17 protein-coding genes are annotated in these 17,110 nt (G+C 63.3%); 8 read left to right on the plus strand and 9 right to left on the minus strand.

Annotated features, from left to right (window positions below; genetic code table 11):
• Positions 1 to 156 precede the first annotated feature (156 nt).
• Both AACV02_RS06640 and AACV02_RS06645 read left to right on the plus strand, forming a co-directional pair.
• Positions 157 to 816: a FadR/GntR family transcriptional regulator gene (locus AACV02_RS06640; RefSeq protein WP_119738452.1), complete on the plus strand. Its 660-nt coding sequence runs from the start codon at positions 157 to 159 to the stop codon at positions 814 to 816.
• Positions 806 to 2,071 (plus strand): CynX/NimT family MFS transporter, encoded by a 1,266-nt coding sequence (locus AACV02_RS06645; RefSeq protein ID WP_119738454.1) that lies wholly within the window; start codon positions 806 to 808, stop codon positions 2,069 to 2,071. Before AACV02_RS06640 ends, AACV02_RS06645 begins: the two co-directional genes overlap by 11 nt.
• Before the next feature lie 83 nt (positions 2,072 to 2,154).
• Here the strand turns inward: AACV02_RS06645 and AACV02_RS06650 are convergent, their stop codons facing one another.
• From AACV02_RS06650 to AACV02_RS06690, 9 genes are all read right to left on the minus strand, one after another.
• A complete protein-coding gene (locus AACV02_RS06650; protein WP_119738456.1) occupies positions 2,155 to 2,775 on the minus strand; it encodes a DUF1120 domain-containing protein in 621 nt (206 codons plus the stop codon).
• A gap of 35 nt (positions 2,776 to 2,810) precedes the next feature.
• The gene (locus AACV02_RS06655; protein ID WP_119738458.1) at positions 2,811 to 3,455 is read right to left on the minus strand and encodes a DUF1120 domain-containing protein; all 645 of its coding nucleotides are present in this window, start codon (positions 3,453 to 3,455) and stop codon (positions 2,811 to 2,813) included.
• Between the two features lie 17 nt (positions 3,456 to 3,472).
• Complete coding sequence (locus AACV02_RS06660) at positions 3,473 to 4,594, minus strand: DUF1120 domain-containing protein (RefSeq protein ID WP_119738460.1); 1,122 nt, start codon at positions 4,592 to 4,594, stop codon at positions 3,473 to 3,475.
• A gap of 8 nt (positions 4,595 to 4,602) precedes the next feature.
• The gene (locus AACV02_RS06665) at positions 4,603 to 7,050 is read right to left on the minus strand and encodes a fimbria/pilus outer membrane usher protein (RefSeq protein ID WP_256680483.1); all 2,448 of its coding nucleotides are present in this window, start codon (positions 7,048 to 7,050) and stop codon (positions 4,603 to 4,605) included.
• Positions 7,051 to 7,175: 125 nt separating this feature from the next.
• A complete protein-coding gene (locus AACV02_RS06670) occupies positions 7,176 to 7,874 on the minus strand; it encodes a fimbria/pilus chaperone family protein (protein WP_371924193.1) in 699 nt (232 codons plus the stop codon).
• A gap of 28 nt (positions 7,875 to 7,902) precedes the next feature.
• Positions 7,903 to 8,529: a DUF1120 domain-containing protein gene (locus AACV02_RS06675; RefSeq protein ID WP_119738464.1), complete on the minus strand. Its 627-nt coding sequence runs from the start codon at positions 8,527 to 8,529 to the stop codon at positions 7,903 to 7,905.
• A 36-nt stretch (positions 8,530 to 8,565) separates the two neighbouring features.
• Positions 8,566 to 9,186, minus strand: a complete 621-nt coding sequence (locus AACV02_RS06680) for a DUF1120 domain-containing protein (protein ID WP_119738466.1) — start codon at positions 9,184 to 9,186, stop codon at positions 8,566 to 8,568.
• A 46-nt stretch (positions 9,187 to 9,232) separates the two neighbouring features.
• The gene (locus tag AACV02_RS06685) at positions 9,233 to 9,856 is read right to left on the minus strand and encodes a DUF1120 domain-containing protein (RefSeq protein WP_119738468.1); all 624 of its coding nucleotides are present in this window, start codon (positions 9,854 to 9,856) and stop codon (positions 9,233 to 9,235) included.
• Between the two features lie 73 nt (positions 9,857 to 9,929).
• On the minus strand, positions 9,930 to 10,559 hold the full coding sequence (locus tag AACV02_RS06690) for a DUF1120 domain-containing protein (protein ID WP_106579505.1): 630 nt from the start codon (positions 10,557 to 10,559) through the stop codon (positions 9,930 to 9,932).
• Positions 10,560 to 10,957: 398 nt separating this feature from the next.
• On the opposite strand from AACV02_RS06690, the gene AACV02_RS06695 reads away from it, so the two are divergent.
• From AACV02_RS06695 to AACV02_RS06720, 6 genes are all read left to right on the plus strand, one after another.
• Positions 10,958 to 11,788: a response regulator gene (locus AACV02_RS06695; RefSeq protein ID WP_256680484.1), complete on the plus strand. Its 831-nt coding sequence runs from the start codon at positions 10,958 to 10,960 to the stop codon at positions 11,786 to 11,788.
• A gap of 205 nt (positions 11,789 to 11,993) precedes the next feature.
• Complete coding sequence (locus tag AACV02_RS06700) at positions 11,994 to 12,629, plus strand: response regulator transcription factor (protein ID WP_106579504.1); 636 nt, start codon at positions 11,994 to 11,996, stop codon at positions 12,627 to 12,629.
• Between the two features lie 91 nt (positions 12,630 to 12,720).
• Positions 12,721 to 13,191, plus strand: coding sequence for a nuclear transport factor 2 family protein (locus AACV02_RS06705; RefSeq protein ID WP_106579503.1), 471 nt, complete (start codon positions 12,721 to 12,723; stop codon positions 13,189 to 13,191).
• Positions 13,192 to 13,227: 36 nt separating this feature from the next.
• Entirely contained in the window at positions 13,228 to 13,503 is a 276-nt protein-coding gene (locus AACV02_RS06710; RefSeq protein ID WP_119738470.1) for a GIY-YIG nuclease family protein, read from the plus strand.
• A gap of 76 nt (positions 13,504 to 13,579) precedes the next feature.
• Entirely contained in the window at positions 13,580 to 14,515 is a 936-nt protein-coding gene (locus AACV02_RS06715) for a glutathione S-transferase family protein (RefSeq protein WP_119738472.1), read from the plus strand.
• A gap of 109 nt (positions 14,516 to 14,624) precedes the next feature.
• Entirely contained in the window at positions 14,625 to 17,045 is a 2,421-nt protein-coding gene (locus AACV02_RS06720; protein WP_119738474.1) for a TonB-dependent siderophore receptor, read from the plus strand.
• Positions 17,046 to 17,110 lie beyond the last annotated feature (65 nt).

Genomic DNA, 17,110 nt, shown 5'->3' on the forward strand with positions numbered 1-17,110 from the left:
ACACCCAAGTTCAATAATTACCCTCTAAGGGTAATTTTACCAATCGAAAATTCAGTTCCTTCTGCTGCCTCAAAACCCTAGTGCGTTGCCTTTGTAGGCAAGTCCGAATAGGCTGTAGGAAAATTCATCCTATGATTGGACGAAAGCGCAAAATCCATGACAGACATCGCCCCCTTGATCAAACGCTCGCTGGTCGATCAGGCCCTGGAGCAGTTGCGTCGGCGCATCACTGAAGGCAAATGGGCCATCGGCGAGCGCCTGCCCACCGAGCCCGAGCTGTCTGCCGAGCTGGGCATCAGCCGCAATACCGTGCGCGAGGCCATGCGCGTATTGGCGTTTTCCGGCTTGATCGACATTCGTCAGGGCGACGGCAGTTATTTGCGCTCGATGACCGATCCGCTGGGCGCAATGCGGGCGTTGTCCCATTGCACTCTGGAGCAGGCGCAGGAGACCCGGCAGATTCTCGAAGTGGAGGCCATCGGGCTTGCGGCGGTGCGCCGTACCGAGGCTGATCTGAGTGCAATGCGTGACGCACTCAAGGCCAGCGCCGAGCTGTATCACGGCGACCTGGAGGCTTATATCAGCGCCGACCTGGTGTTCCACAAGCACTTGGTGGACGCGGCGCACAACCCGGCATTGAGCGAGCTGTACCAATACTTCTCTGCCATCGTCGCCGCCCAGTTGCGCCAGACCCTGAACATTTCACCGCGTCGCCAGGCCGTGTTTGATCTGCACATCGCTCTGCTCGACGCGGTGGAACAGCAAGATCCGGAACGCGCCAAATCCCTCTGCCGGCAGTTGATCAATGAACCTTGAAACCAAACGCCCCACTGAACTCGAAGAGTTATTAATCGACGCCGAAGCCGATGACGACCTGGTGCAGCACACCCCGCCCGTCGTTGCGCGGCCGTGGCTGTTACTGCTGGGCCTGATTCTGGTGGCGCTGAACCTGCGCCCGGCATTGTCGAGCATGTCGCCGCTGCTGGCTGAAGTCTCCCAGAGCCTGGGGTTGTCGGCAGCCAAGGCCGGTTTGCTGACCACCTTGCCGGTGCTGTGCCTGGGCCTGTTCGCACCGATGGCGCCGATCCTGGCGCGGCGCTTCGGTGCTGAGCGCGTGGTGCTGGGGATTCTGTTGACGTTGGCTGCCGGGATCATTTTGCGCAGTGCTTTCGGCGAGGTCGGGCTGTTCGCCGGTAGCCTGATTGCCGGTGCAAGTATCGGCATCATCGGCGTGTTGCTGCCGGGCATCGTCAAGCGTGATTTCGCCAAACAGGCCGGCGCCATGACCGGCGTGTACACCATGGCGCTGTGCCTGGGCGCCGCCCTGGCTGCCGGCTCGACGGTGCCGCTGAGCAAGCATTTCGGGGATAGCTGGAGCATCGGCCTGGGCTTCTGGATTCTACCAGCGCTGGTGGCGGCGGCGTTCTGGTTGCCACAGGTGGGGCAAAAACACGGCGCCCATCAAGTTGCGTATCGCGTGAGGGGGTTGCTGCGTGATCCGCTGGCCTGGCAGGTAACGCTGTACATGGGCCTGCAATCGTCGCTGGCCTATATCGTGTTCGGTTGGTTGCCGTCGATTCTGATCGGTCGCGGCCTTACGGCGACCCAGGCGGGCCTGGTGCTGTCCGGCTCGGTCATCGTGCAGTTGGCCAGTTCCCTCGCCGCACCTTGGCTGGCCACGCGCGGCAAGGACCAGCGGCTGGCGATTGTAGTGGTGATGGTGTTGACCCTCGGCGGCTTGTTCGGCTGCCTGTACGCGCCCATCGATGGTCTGTGGGGCTGGGCGATCCTGCTGGGCCTAGGCCAGGGCGGCACTTTCAGCCTGGCGCTGACCTTGATCGTGCTGCGCTCGCGCGACTCACATGTCGCGGCCAACCTGTCGAGCATGGCCCAGGGCTTTGGCTACACCCTGGCGTCCCTCGGGCCGTTTGCGGTCGGGCTGGTGCATGACTGGACGGGCGGCTGGACGGCCGTAGGCTGGATTTTTGCCGTGATCGGCCTGGGCGCCATCGTCGCCGGGTTGGGCGCGGGCCGTGCGTTGTACGTGGGCGTGCGCAGCGAGAAGGTATAGCGAGATAGCCTGTGAGGGGCAGTAAACCTGCTCCCGTGCCAGGCAAGCTTGGGCGTCACCCCAAGCCCTGCGCTTTTCAGGCGTTACAGGTAGCGCATTTCCAGGGTGGCCGAACCGTCGATGAGCACTTCGTTACTCAGGTCCATCCCGTCGGTGCGGTTGATGAGGGTTTGCACCTCCAGGTCGGCGACCAGGTCTTTGGTTGGCAGCGGTTGGCTGGCGTCGCTCATGGCGGCGATGGACATGTACAGACCCGGATCGAGGAACCTTTCCTTGTTCCACGAACTTCCCTGGTCAGTGGAGCCGATAGTCTGCACCGGCACATTGTCGGCGAGCGGGTTACTCAGCATCAAAACGTAATGCCCAAGCTTCTGATCGCCATTGATCAACCCCAGGCCGTAGTCGCTGGGGTTGTCGGTCGAGCCGACGCGGTTATCCACGCCATACAGGGCGAATGCCGTTGCGGCCTCACAGGTGACGGTCAGGCTCAGCGTATGGTTGCCGATGATGGTGTATTGGGTCGGGTTCAGGTCCTTGGCGGAAATCTTGCCGTGGTCGATCACCCCACCATTGGACAGGCTCGGCGTACACGCGCTGGGCGTGATCAGGCCTTTGACGGTCAACTCGGCAGTGGATGCCGCCCAGGCACCTGTGGAGGCGGCCAGTAATAGCGCGGTGGTCAAGACAGGGAAAAGCTTGTTCATTTAGCGGGTACTCCTTGGGTTGGAAAACGTCGGTGCTACAGATAAGTCACTTCCAGGGTGGCGGAGCCATCCATGCGAATGTCGCTGCTCAAGTCCAGGTTCTGCTTGGCGTTGATCACCGCTTCCAGGGTCAGTGTGCTGTTCAGGGTCTGGATGCCGGAGGGGCCCGCGGTGCTGCCTTCCAGATCGGTAAAGCCCAACAGGCTGTTGGCGCCGATGTCGATCGGGTTGCGGTTGGAGGTGCGCCAGGCCACGCCGCCGGTGGTGGACTCGGTGCCGTACAGATAAGGCACGGCATCGGCCACGGTCTGCTTGGGGTCGAACTTGACCGAATACACACCGACCTTGTTGCCGCTGCCGTCCAGGCCCAACCCGTAGTAAATCTCGCTGTTGACGTGCGCCGTGCCGTCGCGGTTGTCGCGCATGCGCAAGGCGTAGCGCGCGGCGCCGTTGCACGTGACGGTCAGGTTCAGGGACTTGAGCGGCAGCCGTGTGCCGGTTGTGAGGTTAAGGTCTTGCTGGGAGATTTTGCCGAAGTCGACCAGCCCTGCGGCTGACAGGGTTGGCGTGCAGGCCATCGGCGTAATCAGCCCATCGACGCTCAGCTCTACGCTGGAAGCGGCGAGGCTCAGCGGGTTGAAGAAGATCAAGGGCGCGAGAATCAGATATCGAAGGGTCATGAGGGCTCCGGGAGCGCTTACAGGTAGGTGATTTCGAGCGTGGCCGAACCGTCGAGCCGAACCTCAGTGCTCAGGTCCAGGCTGTCGAGTGGTGCAATAAATGCTTTCAGGCTCAGTAAAGCGCTGAGGTTTTGCAGGGCCTCGGGGCCCTGGGTGCTGCCGGCCGCCGGGGTAAACCCCAGAAGGCTGCGCGCGCCGACGTCGATGGGACTGCTGTTGGCAATGCTCCAGGCCGAGCCGCCCGTGGTGGAGTCGGTGCGATACACCTGGGAGAAGTTGTCGGCGCTGACCTGGGCAGGGTCGACCGTCAGGTAGTAGCGCCCGATTTTCTGCCCGCGTGCATCCACGCCCAAGCCATAGGCGGTTTCATCCAGGCCGCCGGTGGCGGAGCCGTCGCGGTTGTCCTTCATGACCAGGGCAAACGGCGTCGGCCCGTCACAGGCCACCGTGAGCGTCAGCGGCCGGGCTGGCAGGCGTGTGTCCTGATCGCGGCTCAAGTCGTTGATCGACAGCTTGCCAAAGCTCACCGTCCCACCGTTGGACAGCCCGGGCGTGCAGGCCGCCGGCGCAAAATGCGCTTGCAGGCGCAGCGCCCGCGAGCGCCCGGAACCGGCAGCCTCGATCCGCCCGGTGGTGTCCCAGGTAACGGCATCGCGCACAGGCGTGGCGCGCTCCTCGGCATAGGCACTGACTGCCAGTTGCAATGAGAAACTGCGGCCATACGCGGGCAGGCCGTTGAGCATCGGTACGATGCCATGCTCGGGGCGCCAGTCCAGGGCCTGGGCGCTGGCAATCGGCGGCTGGCCGCTGGCCGCCAGCAACCCCAGCGCTACAGCGCGGCCGTCCAGCAGGCCAGCGTGTACGTGCACGCGGTAGCTGCCGCCCTGGGTGAAGCGCAAACGCTCGGCGCTGGCGGCCAGGCCGCGGTAGAACACGCTCAGGTCGCTGCTCTGCGGGCAGTCCAAGGTCATGCTCAGGCGCCGCTCACCCAGCAGCCGTTCAGGGCCGGGTGCCGGGTCAATGACGCGGCGGATCGAGCCAAAGTCCAGCAGCGACTCACTCACGTCCAGTCGGCAATCGTCCTGGGCGTGGGCGGTGCCCGTCAGTAGCAGGGCGGCGAGGCAGTAATGACGTTTCAAGAGAGTCCTCACAGAGTCACGCAACGGGCGGGTGCGGTTTCGAAATACACGTCGGGGTCGGCCTTTTGCGGCAGGTCAAAGCGCAGGGCGCAACGCGGCTGCCCGGGGCCCTGGATCCAGAGCGGCCGAGGGTCGAGCACGTTGGGCAGGAATACCTGGTTGCCTTCCTGCACCAGCGTGACGAACTCGCCGTCGTCGGTGGTGACCGTCGCGCCGCGCGGCACCGGCCGGTCAAGGGTCAGCAAGGCCCGACGCGTCAGGGCCACGCCGAACGCCAGCCGGTCGACGGCGCCGCGCCCTGCCGAAACCACGGCCAGGCCATTGCTGATGTCGGCATTGCGCGGCAACGAGCGCGTCTGCACTTCCACCGGGCTACGGCCATAGGCGCTGACCTGCGGCACCACGGCCTGGCCTTGCCAGTCGGTCCACACCGGGCCGCTTGGCGTACTGACCTTGACGCCGGGCATCTGGCCCACCGACAGCAGCGCAAAGGTGTCGCGCACCGGGTAGGGCGACAAGGTCACACCGTCGCCATGCACCACCACACCGCCGCGCGCGCCGCCCTGGTAGCTGGAACGCGCGTCGCTGGAGCGGCTGTAGTTGAAGTCCAGCTGACTGTAGAACGGCAGGGCCGAAACCCCGAGGGATGACTCCACCTCGCGGTCGCGGCTGTCATGTTCAACGCCCACCCGATAGGCGAGTTGATCGTTGAGCGCTTCGTTGACGCCGATGCCGATGCGGTGCTCGCCCCCGGAGTTTCGCACCCAGGCGCGGCCTCGACGGTTTTCGCCCAAGGGCAGGCTGAGGTTCAGGTACAGGCTGTCATCGTTGTAACGGCGGCCGCCCATTTGCCATTCGGCGGTGGCGGACAGCGATACGCCGCCCACTTGCGTGCCCCACGACGCCAGTGCGCGACGGCTGCTGTCGCCGGCAAAGGAGGCGGCGCGCGACATGCCGGCGCTGAAGGCTCCCAGCCATGGATGCGCCCAGGAGACCGTGGCGCTTTGCTGGTCGCGGTAGCGTGAGCGCTGCTGCTCGCGGGTATGGGCGGCGTAGGTCGATTCGGTGAGGTCGCGATAGCCTTCGCTGCGCCATGTGTTGGCGGCGCTGATGGCCCAGCGTTCACCTATTTGCTGGGACCACGAGAGGTCCACCTGCACGCCGCGCGCTTGCGCCTGGCGAGTTGCCTCGGCGGCGACCACCGCCCATTGCAACTGGCTGTCCTGCCAGGGCAGCACACCCAGGTTGGCCCCGGCCGAGCGATAGTCTTGGGCCATCAGCAGGCCGCTGCCCAGCGTGATCAGTGGGTGGACTGCAGCCGTCCACCCGGCGCTGACCACCCAGGGGTCGGCGCCATTGCTGTCGCCGATGTTGCGCACTGTGCCGGCGGCCACGGCGTAACCCGGCGCCGGCAGACCCAGCCCCAGCATCGCCGCCGGCACGCTGAAGCGCCGTTCTTCGCCGGACGCTTCCTTGACCGTCACTTCGACATCGGAGCGCCCGTTCAAGCGCGGCACTTGGCTGAGGGAAAACGGCCCCGCGGGGACCACTGTGGAGTGAACCAACGCACCGTTTTGCCGCACCTCCACCTGGGCCGGGCCGTTGGCGATGCCATCGATCGTCGCGCCCTGATCCTGGTCTTGCAGAGCCTGCTCGGTGAGCACTTGCACGCCGGTGATCGGGGCTCCCGCCAGCACCGGGTTGTAGAGGTTGATCTGCCCGGCCTGCAACACCGCCTGCTGGCTGGCAAAGGTCCGTTGGGCGTAGGCATCCAGGTGGTTGCTGCGCGAGACGCCGTCCTGCCAGGTCTGTACCTGGCGGCTGCGCACGATCCAGTCGCCGGCGTTAAAGCCGACTTCGGTGTTGGCCGAGCCGAACCGACTGCTGCTGTCGCCGTATTCGTTGTGCAGGCCGGTCACATCGTAGTTGAGCAAGGCTGCGAAACCGCCGGTGCTGTAGCCGGAAACGTCCTGCGGCGCAATGCGCAACGCCTGCGTAGGCACTACCAGTGACAGGGCCAGGCTGGCCGGGTCGGGTTCGATCACCGTTTGCGGGTAGTGCTCGACAAAGGCGTGGCAGGCGTCGACGCGGCGTGGCGGTGCGACCAGCTGACCGGCTTGCAATAAAGCAGCGTCAAAGCACACCGCGCCGTGGTCATCGAAGCTGACGTCGACCCGACCGCGCCGTTGGCCATTGACCTCCAGGTTGACGGCGTGGCGGCCGCGGGTAAAGCGTGGCGTTTCCAGCAGCAGGCTGGCCAGTTGCGGGTCGATGCCACGCTGGTGCAGGGTCTGGTGGTCGAACGAACCGGTTGACGGCGCGTCGTCTGCCCAGGCCTTTTCGGCCAGCAGCAGATGGCTGAGCGCCCAGGCGATGCCGCCCAGTTGCACGAGTGACGGGCGCGGCATAACGCCGGACAGGGCTTCGCCGTCACGGTAATTCATGACTGTGTTCACACAATTACACTCTTTTGAGGGAAGCCCGAGGCAAGGTTTGCGGACGCGCCAGGCGGCCTTCCCGGTGACCTTCGCAGGGGTCACTTCGTTTTATAGAGGCGTCGGCAGGGTTCGACGCGGTTGGATCAAGGCGTGATGGGGGCCTCGTAGGGCGCGACAGCAAAGCCATACACCGTGGCCGGCTGCAGGCGCACTGACGTCGCCCCCGTCCCCTGGGCCGCGACCGTCAGGGTTTCTCCCGGCAACACATACGTGCGCGGCAGCAAGGTCGAGCCGTTGCCGGGCAACAGCCGCAACGCCTGCGCAAGGCGCACCACGTACGGTGTGGGGTTGCGCACGCTGAGCCGGTCGCCGTCCAGGTGCCAGGTCAGGCCCAGCCACGGCTCACGGTTGGGTGCCAGACCCTTGGGGTGCAGGATCACCGGCAGGTTCTGGCGCACCGTGACGCCCACTTGGGCACGCCCGGCTTCGGCGCCGGTGCGTTGCTGGGGCATGCCTTCGAAGACCACCCGTTTGAGCCGTTGGGTTTTAAGCGGCTCGTCCGATTGCAGGATGAACCGCACCAGCTGACGCTTGCCGGGCTCCACCCGTGACAGCGGCGGAGTGACGAACAGCAAGGTGGCCCGGTCTTCGGGGACGTCTTCGAGGGTCACGTGCAACAGGGCCAGCTTGCTGTCGGTATTGGTCACAGACACGGCCGCTTCGCCGTCCGCCTCGTGCACGATCACCACCGAGGTGTCTGGCACCATTCCATCGGCCAGCGCCGCGGCGGAGCACCATACAGCGAGGCCGGCACAACCGGCGCGTATCCAGGAAACATGCATCGTCATCTGAGGACTCATTCACTAAGGGTTACAGGTACTTGAGGTCCAGGGTGATCGAACCTTGCAAAGGCACTTCTTGTTTCAGCGTCAGGCTATTGGCCGGGCTGATGGCGGTGTCCACCCGCAGGCTGGCGACCAGTTGTCTGATGGGAATGGGCACCAGCGTGTCGAGGCGGGCGAAACCCATGTAGTGCCTGGGATGTGCATTGGGCTCTGGGTGCCAGGTGCTTCCGCCGTCCGCGGAACTGATCACCTGCAGGGCGCTGCCGTCGCCCACCGGCCCGCGCAATGACAAACCTACCGAGCCCAGGCGTTCGCTCGGCGCGTGAATGTTCATGCCCAAGCCGTACAGAACCTCGGGGTTCACAGAGGAATCCGGCTGATTGTCGATACCCACCAGTGCAAACAGCGTCGGCCCTTCACAGTTGATGCCCAGGCCCATTTGCCGGCTGGGCAGTGGCGTGAACTCACTCGGTCTCAAGGTGCGCGCCGGGATCTTGCCGTAATCGATCAGGCCGCTGTCGGACAGCGACACAGTGCAGGCCTGGGGCGTGATCCGGCCGGTAACGCTCAGGTCCACGGTTGACGCGGCGAAGGCCGGCGTCAGGTGCAAGGCGAACAGCGTGAGCGCCCGGGTGATGGTCGATGGGTTCATTGCGTCGTTATCACCGTGGGGGTTGGGTGGCGCCAGTTACAGGTACAGCACTTCAACGGTGGCATTGCCATCGATGACCACTTCGCGGGTTAACGTCATGCTGCTGGTGGGCGCAATGACGCCGCCCACTTGCAGTTCAGTGGCGAAGTGCTTGATGGCGATCGGCACGCTGAAATCGGCGGCAGCGCTGGGGGCATACAGGCCACGCGTATCCAGGTTGATGGCCCTGATCCAGCTGCTGCCATTGGTGAGCGAAACGCTCACGTCGGCGGGGGTGCCGTCGGCCACCGGGTTCTGGAAGTAAAGCCAGGCAGAGCCGATCTTTTCCCCCGCGTCCGTCAGGCCAAGCCCCATGTTGGCGCCGATGGTATGGGTGCCAGGGCGGTTATCGATGAGTTTGAAGGCCATTGGCGTGGTGGCTTCGCAGGCAATCTGCAGGTTGAGGGTGACCTGCGGCAGGTCAGTGCTGTAGGTCGGGTGCAGATCGTTGACCGAGAGTTTTCCGTAATCGACGGTTCCTCCGGCCGACAGAGCGGGTGTGCAGGCGCTGGGGGTGATCAGGCCCTTGACCGTCAGGTCGATTGTGGAGGCGGCGAAGGTACTGGTGCTGGTGCCCAGCAGCAGGGCGATAGCAAGGGCATTGCGCAGGCTGTTCATCGTGCGGGCCACTCCTGATTTGGCAGGTAAAAGAGCAAGGTCGGGCTTACCAGTACTTCACTTGCAGCGTGGCATGACCATCGATGGGCATTTCGTCCACCAGGGTCAGGTCGGTGGCTTTTACCAGGGTGGTGAAGGCGCTGAGTCGGGCGGTCAACACCTTCACCGCAATCGGGACGTTGAGGTTGTCGGCGGCGGCGAAAGCGGTCAGCCCGGCATGGCCCAGGTACGTCGAAGGACGCCAGTCGGCACCGCCGTTGCTGGATAAGAGGGTGCGCACCGGCACATTGTCGGCAACCGCATCCAGTACGTTGAACGCCACGCTGCCCAGCATCTGGTCGTCATTGACCCGGCCCAGGCCATGGCTCGCCGGGTGGATGGCCGAGGTGCCGGAGCGGTTGTCGACGGTGGTCAGGGTGAACAGGGTTTCTGCCTCGCAGGTGACCTCCAATTGCAGGTTGACGGTCTCCAGGCGAGTAGGCAGTTGGGGATCGAGGTCCTTCACCGTCAACTTGCCATGATCGACCACACCGCCACTGGACAGGTTGGGCATGCAGGCGCTGGGCGTGATCAGGCCGGTGATCCTAAGGTCAGTGGCGCTGGAGGCAAATGCCTGGGGAATGACGGCCATCAGCGCCATGAACACTGGGGCGAGGGTGCGATGGATCATGTAAAACCTCCAAGTAGGGCGATACGCGCGAGGCTGATCCGATGCGTCGTGGCACCGGGTCAGCGAGCCTTGTTTACAGGTACTTCACTTCGATCGTGGCGGAGCCGTCGAGGGACACTTCATTGCTCAGGTTCAAGTCTTGCGCGGGCGCGATCTGGGTCATCACGGCCAAGTCAGTGGTCAGGTCCTGAATCGGCACGGGTACATACAGGCCACCGGAAACACCGCCGAAACCGGCCAGGTTGCCGCTGTACCAATATTCACCATCAATCGCGCTCCAGGTTTGCCCGCCGTTGTTGGACTCCAGGGGTATGACGGCGACGTTGTCCGCAACCGGGTTCACAAGCTCAAGGTGGTAGGTGCCGATTTTCTGCGTGTTATCGATCAAGCCCAGCCCATAGCCCGTCGCGACGATGGCTGAGGACGCCCGGTTGTCGTTGCCGTTCAAGCCAAACAAGGTCTGGGCATCGCAGTTCACATTCATCTGCAAGGTCACGGCTGGCAGATCAGTGGGGGTGCCTTGATTGAGGTCCTTGGCGGAAAGCTTGCCGTGATCGACGATGCCGTTGGCGGACAAGGTCGGTGTGCAGGCACTCGGGGTGATCAGGCCTTTGACGATCAACTCCACCGAGCTTGCGGCAACAGCCTGGCCTTGATGAGCGGCCACTAAAAAGAGGGCGAGTGCTGCTAGGGACTTATTCATGTCGTGAGGTTCCGGTGCAAGGATTGCTGACTGTGCCTTGGGGCAAACAGCCATGTGTGTTGCGACCCATGGAGGACAGGCCGCGCCCCTTGTTGGGGTGCGGCGAATTTATAGAGGGGGGCGAGTCGGGGAAATACAACAAATACGAGAGTAAGCGGATAGGGCAAAGGAGTATTCGCTCATGTCAGAACCGGCTTTTGTTTACGTAGGAATTGTGAAGTTTCGTAGTTTTTGTATCGTCCAGGCGCAGTCATTCGAATACGTTTTGCGCCGCTGAACCGTCATAAAAACATCAAAAAGATGCTTCAGAATGCCGCGCCCGATCGGCCAGAGCGCGGCCGTTTCCTGCACGCATGGCGTGCCATCATCGTCCGTCGATACGGTAAGTTGAGGTAGTCATGTCATCAGGCACTCCCCCAGGCAGCATGGGTGGGGATGAGCCGCGGGCGTTGACTTCCGCGCCTGCCTGCTGGCAACGGCTCAAGGTGTTGGTGGTTGACGACCATCCGGCCTACTGCCTGCTGATGAGCGGAATTCTCGACCGCCTCGGCCTGGGCCACAAAGCGTGCAGGGATGGGCGTGCCGCACTGGCTGCGATGGACGTGCAGCACTTTGATCTGATCCTGACCGACTGCCAGATGCCGCTCATGGACGGCTATGCCATGACGCGCGAAATCCGCCGCCGCGAACGTGAGGCGCTGTCGACGCGATTGCCCATCATCGGCCTGACCTCAAACCTGGGCCCTGACGAAGTCCGCCTATGCCTGGAAGCCGGCATGGACGCGTGGCTGATCAAACCGCTGACTTTTTTGCAGCTGCACCACGTCCTGGTTTATTGGCTGGACCAAGCCCACGTGGGCGCATTCGAGCAGGGCACAAAGGCACAGGCATTGGTCGGGCAAAAAGGCTGGCCAACCCGCACGACGCTGGTGCAGATGTTTGGCCGCAGCGAAGTGGTGGACAGCATGCTTGGCAGCCTGATCCATGAAGCCCGCCAAGACCTGCGCGCGCTCTCGGGCGCGGTGGTGCGCCTCGATGGCGCCGACACCGTTCAACACCTGCACCGGTTGATTGGCAGCGTGGCATTTCTGGGCGTCACCTCGCTGGAAAAACGCGGCCTGCAACTGATGACACGGGTAAGTGGCGACGGCGTAGCCACGCATGCGCGCGACTTGATCCGGTTGCGCCAGGACCTGATGCGTTACCTGGCGTACTTGTCGGCACTGTGAAGACGCAGGCTTTCATCTGGGGTGAAGGAAGATTTCGCCCTGAGCTGTAGCTCCTTTCTGACGGCCTGCTCTGTTTGTTTTGTAGGTATAAATCTCGGTAGCCAAGAATGCTGCACGGGCTGCCCTGGCTGCTTTTCTTGGCGGTTGTTGCCGGCCACATCCGGCGCTATTTTGCGTAGGTCAAGTTGCCATCATGGTGGGTCTCATGCTTCGCGTAATAATTGCTGACGATCATCCGATTGTGCGTATCGGCCAAAAAGTCGTGATCGAGGCCAGTGGAAAGTGCAAGGTGGTCGGCGAGGCCGACGGCCCCGATCAACTGCTGGCGGTGCTCGACAGCACGCCGTGTGACCTGCTGGTGACCGACTTTGCCATGCCGGGCAATCAGCAGGCTGATGGGTACGGCCTGTTGAGCCTGATGCAACGTCAATACCCGCGATTGCCTGTGATTCTGGTGACCATGTTCGCCAACATCGCCACGCTGCGCGCTTCCTTCGCACAGGGCGCGCGGGCCATCGTGGCCAAGAGTGCCTCGGCCAGGGAGTTGCCGCAGGCCATCAAGGCGGTGAGCGAAGGCCATACCTTCGTCAGCGAAAGCCTGCGGGTGCAGTTGGTGGAAGCTGGCCCCGGCGACCAGCAAGCCGTGCCGCAGTTGTCCGGCAAAGAACGCGAGGTGGTGCGCATGCTCGCCAGCGGTATGACCGTCAGCCAGATTGCCGCCCGGGTCAATCGCAGCATCTCGACCATCAGCAAACAAAAAAGCACGGCCATGAGCCGGTTGTGCATCTCCACCGACGTGGATTTGTTCGCCTATGCCCGCAGCAGTGGCATGGTGCCGTAAGCGTGGTCATTTGCGCGGCGAATGTCGGTAGCCTTACCGGCGCTGGCGGCTTATCGTGCGCCTACCTTTTCGACGCCTGCGGAGCCTGCCCATGAGTGATGCCCACAACGCCCTGATCACCGAGTTCTACAGTGCCTTCCAGCGCCTGGATGCCGAAGCCATGGCCGCCTGCTACACCGACGATGTGGTGTTCAGCGACCCCGCGTTCGGCGAGCTGCGTGGCCGTGACGCAGGTGACATGTGGCGCATGCTCACCACCCGCGCGAAGAATTTTTCCCTGACCTTCGACCATGTGCGCAGCGATGAAACCACCGGCAGCGCGCATTGGGTGGCGACGTACCTGTTCAGCGCCACCGGCAACACGGTAGTCAACGACATTGGCGCGCGGTTTGTGTTTCGCGATGGCAGGATCTGCGAGCACCACGATCACTTCGACCTGTGGCGCTGGTCGCGCCAGGCACTGGGCCTCAAGGGGTTGTTGCTGGGTTGGTCGCCTGCGTTGAAAAACGCCGTGCGCGCCCAGGCGCTTAAAGGCCTGAAGGCATTTCAGGCCGGTCGTTGATAAGATTGGCGCTCCTCTGGTTTGCCGAATTGCCCTGTGACTGAATCGACTGAACCCAAACCCTGGTTCGTGTACCTGGTGCGCGCCGCCAATGGCTCGCTGTATTGCGGCATCAGCAATGACCCGGTGCGCCGCTTTGCTTCTCACCAAAGCGGCAAGGGCGCGCGGTTCTTTTTGTCCAGCCCCGCGGTGGCTTTGGTGTACACCGAGCAATGCGCGAGCAAGGGCGAGGCGCTGCGCCAGGAGCGGCTGATCAAAAAGCTCAAGAAGAGTGCCAAGGAGTGCCTGGCGGCGAGCGGTTCATTGATTTGACTGATGGGTTCCCATCGCCCGCACGTGGGGTGTTGCAGGCTAAGCTAGCGGCTCACTTACTTGAGCGGAGCCTGGCATGTCTGAGTTGATCCTGCACCACTACCCGCAATCCCCCTTTGCTGAAAAAGCCCGCCTGATGCTGGGCTTCAAGGGCTTGTCCTGGCGCTCGGTGTTTATCTCGCCGGTGATGCCCAAGCCTGACCTCACGGCCCTCACCGGCGGTTATCGCAAGACGCCGGTGCTGCAAGTCGGCGCCGATATCTACTGCGACACTGCCTTGATCGCCCACCGCCTGGAGCAGGAAAAGTCCGCGCCGGCGCTGTTTCCCCAAGGCCTGGAGCTGGTCACGCAAAGCTTCGCCGCGTGGGCCGATTCGTTGGTGTTCTCGCATGCCGTTGCGCTGGTGTTCCAGCCCGAATCCCTGGCCGTCAAGTTCGCCAAGGTGCCGCCGCAGATGCTTGACGTGCTGGTGGCGGACCGCGCAAAACTGTTCAGCGGCGGCACTGCGACCCGCGTGCAATTGGATCGGGCCAAGCACCAATGGCCGACGATCATCAGCCGCATCGATCAGCAATTGCAGCACCAGGCAGGGGATTTCCTGTTCGGCGAGCCGTCGATTGCCGACTTCGCCCTGGCGCATCCGTTGTGGTTCCTCAAGGGCTCCACGGTGACGGCGCCGCTGGTGGATGCCTATCCCGCCGTCGCTGCCTGGCTGGACCGTGTACTGAGCTTCGGCCATGGCACCGCCAGCGAGATGAGCGCCGAACAGGCCTTGGACGTGGCGCGTAACGCGACACCTGCGGCCTTGCCGGATGAACTGTTCGAGGACTTGAACGGCTTCAAGCCTGGCCAGCAGGTGACCATTTGCGCCACCGATTACGGCACCGACCTGGTGGCCGGCGAGTTGCTGTTCGCCGGGCGTGAGGAATTGATCCTGCGGCGTACCGACGAACGCGGCGGCACCGTGCATGTGCATTTCCCACGGTTGGGGTTTCGCATTCAGGCGCAGTAAATCAAATTATTTTCAAAACAACGTGAGGTAAATCCACCGCCCATCCGTGTAGTGCTTGAAACTGCGATCTATTCGCATTAACAGCGTTTTCTACACGGGTTCTCAGAGCATGAAATCGACGGCGGGCGGTTGGGTAAAACAGTGGCTGGGAGCCTCGGTACTGGCGGTGTCGGGGCTGGCGTTGCTGCCCCTGGCCGTTGCGCAGGCGCAGGAGCAGCAAAGCGCCCAGTTCAATTTTGCGCTGGCAGCCAAGCCACTGCCTCAGGCCCTGAGTGATTTCAGCCGCGTCACCGGGATCAGCGTGATCTATACCGATGAAGCGCCCTACGGTCTCAGCGCCCCTGCCGTCAGCGGGCAGATGAGCGCGACCCAGGCCCTGCAACGCCTGCTCGGCCACTCAGGCTTTACCTTCCGCCAGATCGACGCCCGCACCTTGGCCCTTGAACCTGTGCCCACCGACGGCGCGGTCAACCTCGGCGCCACCACCATCAGCGGCGCCGGCCAGGCCCAGGACAGCACCAGTTACCAGCCGCCACCCACCAGTTCGGTGATGCGCTCCCATGGCCTGTTGCTGGAAACCCCGCAAACCGTCAACGTGGTGCCCGCCCAGGTGCTGCGCGACCAGACCCCGCGTAACCTGGACGACGCTCTCGCCAATATCAGCGGCATCACCCAGGCCAACACCTTGGCCAGTACCCAGGACGCGGTGATGCTGCGCGGGTTTGGCGATAACCGTAATGGCTCGATCATGCAAGACGGCATGCCCGTGGTGCAGGGGCGTGCGCTGAACTCCACCGCTGAGCGCGTTGAAGTGCTCAAGGGGCCGTCTTCATTGTTGTACGGTATTCAGGACCCGGGCGGCGTGGTCAATATCGTCAGCAAAAAGCCGGAACTGACCCAATCCACCTCCCTGACCGCCCGTGGCTCGACCTTCGGCGATGGCAAGAACGGCAGTGGCGGTAACCTCGATACCACCGGCCCGATTGGCGACAGTGGCCTGGCGTACCGACTGATCGTCGACCATGAAGACGAAGATTACTGGCGCAATTTCGGCACCCACCGCGAGACGCTGGTGGCGCCGTCCCTGGCCTGGTACGGCGACACCACCAAAGTGGTCTTCGCCTACGAGCACCGCGAATTCCTCTCGCCGTTCGACCGGGGCACCGCCATCGACCCCAAGACCAATCACCCGCTGAACATCCCCACGACCCGTCGCCTGGATGAGCCGTTCAACAACATGGAAGGCCGCTCCGACCTGTACCGCCTGGAAGTCGACCACGACTTGAACGACGACTGGAAGGCGCACATCGGCTACAGCTGGAACCGCGAGACCTATGATGCCAGCCAGGTGCGCACGGTTTCGGTCAATCCCAATGGCACCCTGACCCGCAGCATGGACGGCACACGGGGTGCGCTGACCACCGATCGCTTCGCCACGATGAGCCTGGAAGGCAGCGTCAACGTCGGTGGCATGCAGCATGACCTGGTGTTCGGCCTGGACGATGAGTACCGCAAGATCTACCGCGCCGACTTGATCCGCCAGGCGCAACGCAGCGCCTTCAGCTACCTCGATCCGGTCTACGGCAAGGACGTGCAAGGCACCACCGTCAGTGCCAAGGACAGCGCCCAGACGGACCTGCTGCGCAGCGACTCAGTGTTTTTCCAGGACGCCATTCACCTGACCGATCAGTGGATCCTGGTGGGCGGTGTGCGCTATCAGGTGTACGACCAGTACGCCGGCAAGGGTGTGCCGTTCACGGCCAACACCAACGGCAATGGCCAGGCGTGGGTGCCGCGCGCCGGCCTGGTGTACCGCTACACGGATGAGTTGTCGTTCTACGGCAGCTACACCGAGTCGTTCAAACCCAACTCCACCATCGCCGCCTTGGCTGACGGCAGCACCTTGACCGGCGACCTCACGCCTGAGGAATCCAAGTCGTGGGAACTGGGGGCCAAGCTCGACATCCCAGGGCGTATCACCGCCAGCGCGGCGTTGTTCAATATCGATAAACGCAACGTGCTGGTCTCGGTGGGATCAGGGGCCAACACCGTTTACAGCATTGCCGGGCAAGTGCGCTCCCGTGGCCTGGAACTGGACGCCACCGGCCAGTTGACCGACCAATGGAGCGTGATCGGCAGCTACGCCTACACCGATGCACTCGACACCAAGGACAAAGACCCGACGCTTGAGGGCAACCGCCTGCAAAACGTGGCCAAGCACACGGGCTCGCTGTCGGCGGTCTACGATTTCGGCACTATTTTTGGTGGTGATCAGCTGCGGTTGGGCGCAGGTGCCCGCTATGTCGGCGAGCGCGCAGGCGATGCCGCCAACGATTTCAACCTGCCGGGCTACACCGTTGCCGACGCGTTTGCCACCTACGACACCAAGATCGAAGGCCAGAAGGTCAAGTTCCAGCTCAATGTGAAGAACCTGTTCGACCGCACGTACTACACCTCGGCCGCGAGCCGGGTGTTTGTGTCGCTCGGCGATGCGCGGCAGGTGTCGGTGTCCAGCACGCTGCAGTTTTAACGTGCCAGGCGGGCATTCAGTCGCGGGCGGGCTGCTGTGGCGAGCGGGCTTGCCCCCACAAACCC

Source organism: Pseudomonas sp. Larv2_ips (assembly GCF_963879675.1).
Classification (GTDB): Bacteria; Pseudomonadota; Gammaproteobacteria; order Pseudomonadales; family Pseudomonadaceae; genus Aquipseudomonas.

Coding starts and splice junctions, on each gene's coding strand:
- AACV02_RS06640 (WP_119738452.1), top strand. CDS start 157: ATGACAGACATCGCCCCCTTGATCAAACGCTCGCTGGTCGATCAGGCC.
- AACV02_RS06645 (WP_119738454.1), top strand. CDS start 806: ATGAACCTTGAAACCAAACGCCCCACTGAACTCGAAGAGTTATTAATC.
- AACV02_RS06650 (WP_119738456.1), bottom strand. CDS start 2,775: ATGAACAAGCTTTTCCCTGTCTTGACCACCGCGCTATTACTGGCCGCC.
- AACV02_RS06655 (WP_119738458.1), bottom strand. CDS start 3,455: ATGACCCTTCGATATCTGATTCTCGCGCCCTTGATCTTCTTCAACCCG.
- AACV02_RS06670 (WP_371924193.1), bottom strand. CDS start 7,874: ATGCATGTTTCCTGGATACGCGCCGGTTGTGCCGGCCTCGCTGTATGG.
- AACV02_RS06675 (WP_119738464.1), bottom strand. CDS start 8,529: ATGAACCCATCGACCATCACCCGGGCGCTCACGCTGTTCGCCTTGCAC.
- AACV02_RS06680 (WP_119738466.1), bottom strand. CDS start 9,186: ATGAACAGCCTGCGCAATGCCCTTGCTATCGCCCTGCTGCTGGGCACC.
- AACV02_RS06685 (WP_119738468.1), bottom strand. CDS start 9,856: ATGATCCATCGCACCCTCGCCCCAGTGTTCATGGCGCTGATGGCCGTC.
- AACV02_RS06690 (WP_106579505.1), bottom strand. CDS start 10,559: ATGAATAAGTCCCTAGCAGCACTCGCCCTCTTTTTAGTGGCCGCTCAT.
- AACV02_RS06695 (WP_256680484.1), top strand. CDS start 10,958: ATGTCATCAGGCACTCCCCCAGGCAGCATGGGTGGGGATGAGCCGCGG.
- AACV02_RS06700 (WP_106579504.1), top strand. CDS start 11,994: ATGCTTCGCGTAATAATTGCTGACGATCATCCGATTGTGCGTATCGGC.
- AACV02_RS06705 (WP_106579503.1), top strand. CDS start 12,721: ATGAGTGATGCCCACAACGCCCTGATCACCGAGTTCTACAGTGCCTTC.
- AACV02_RS06715 (WP_119738472.1), top strand. CDS start 13,580: ATGTCTGAGTTGATCCTGCACCACTACCCGCAATCCCCCTTTGCTGAA.
- AACV02_RS06720 (WP_119738474.1), top strand. CDS start 14,625: ATGAAATCGACGGCGGGCGGTTGGGTAAAACAGTGGCTGGGAGCCTCG.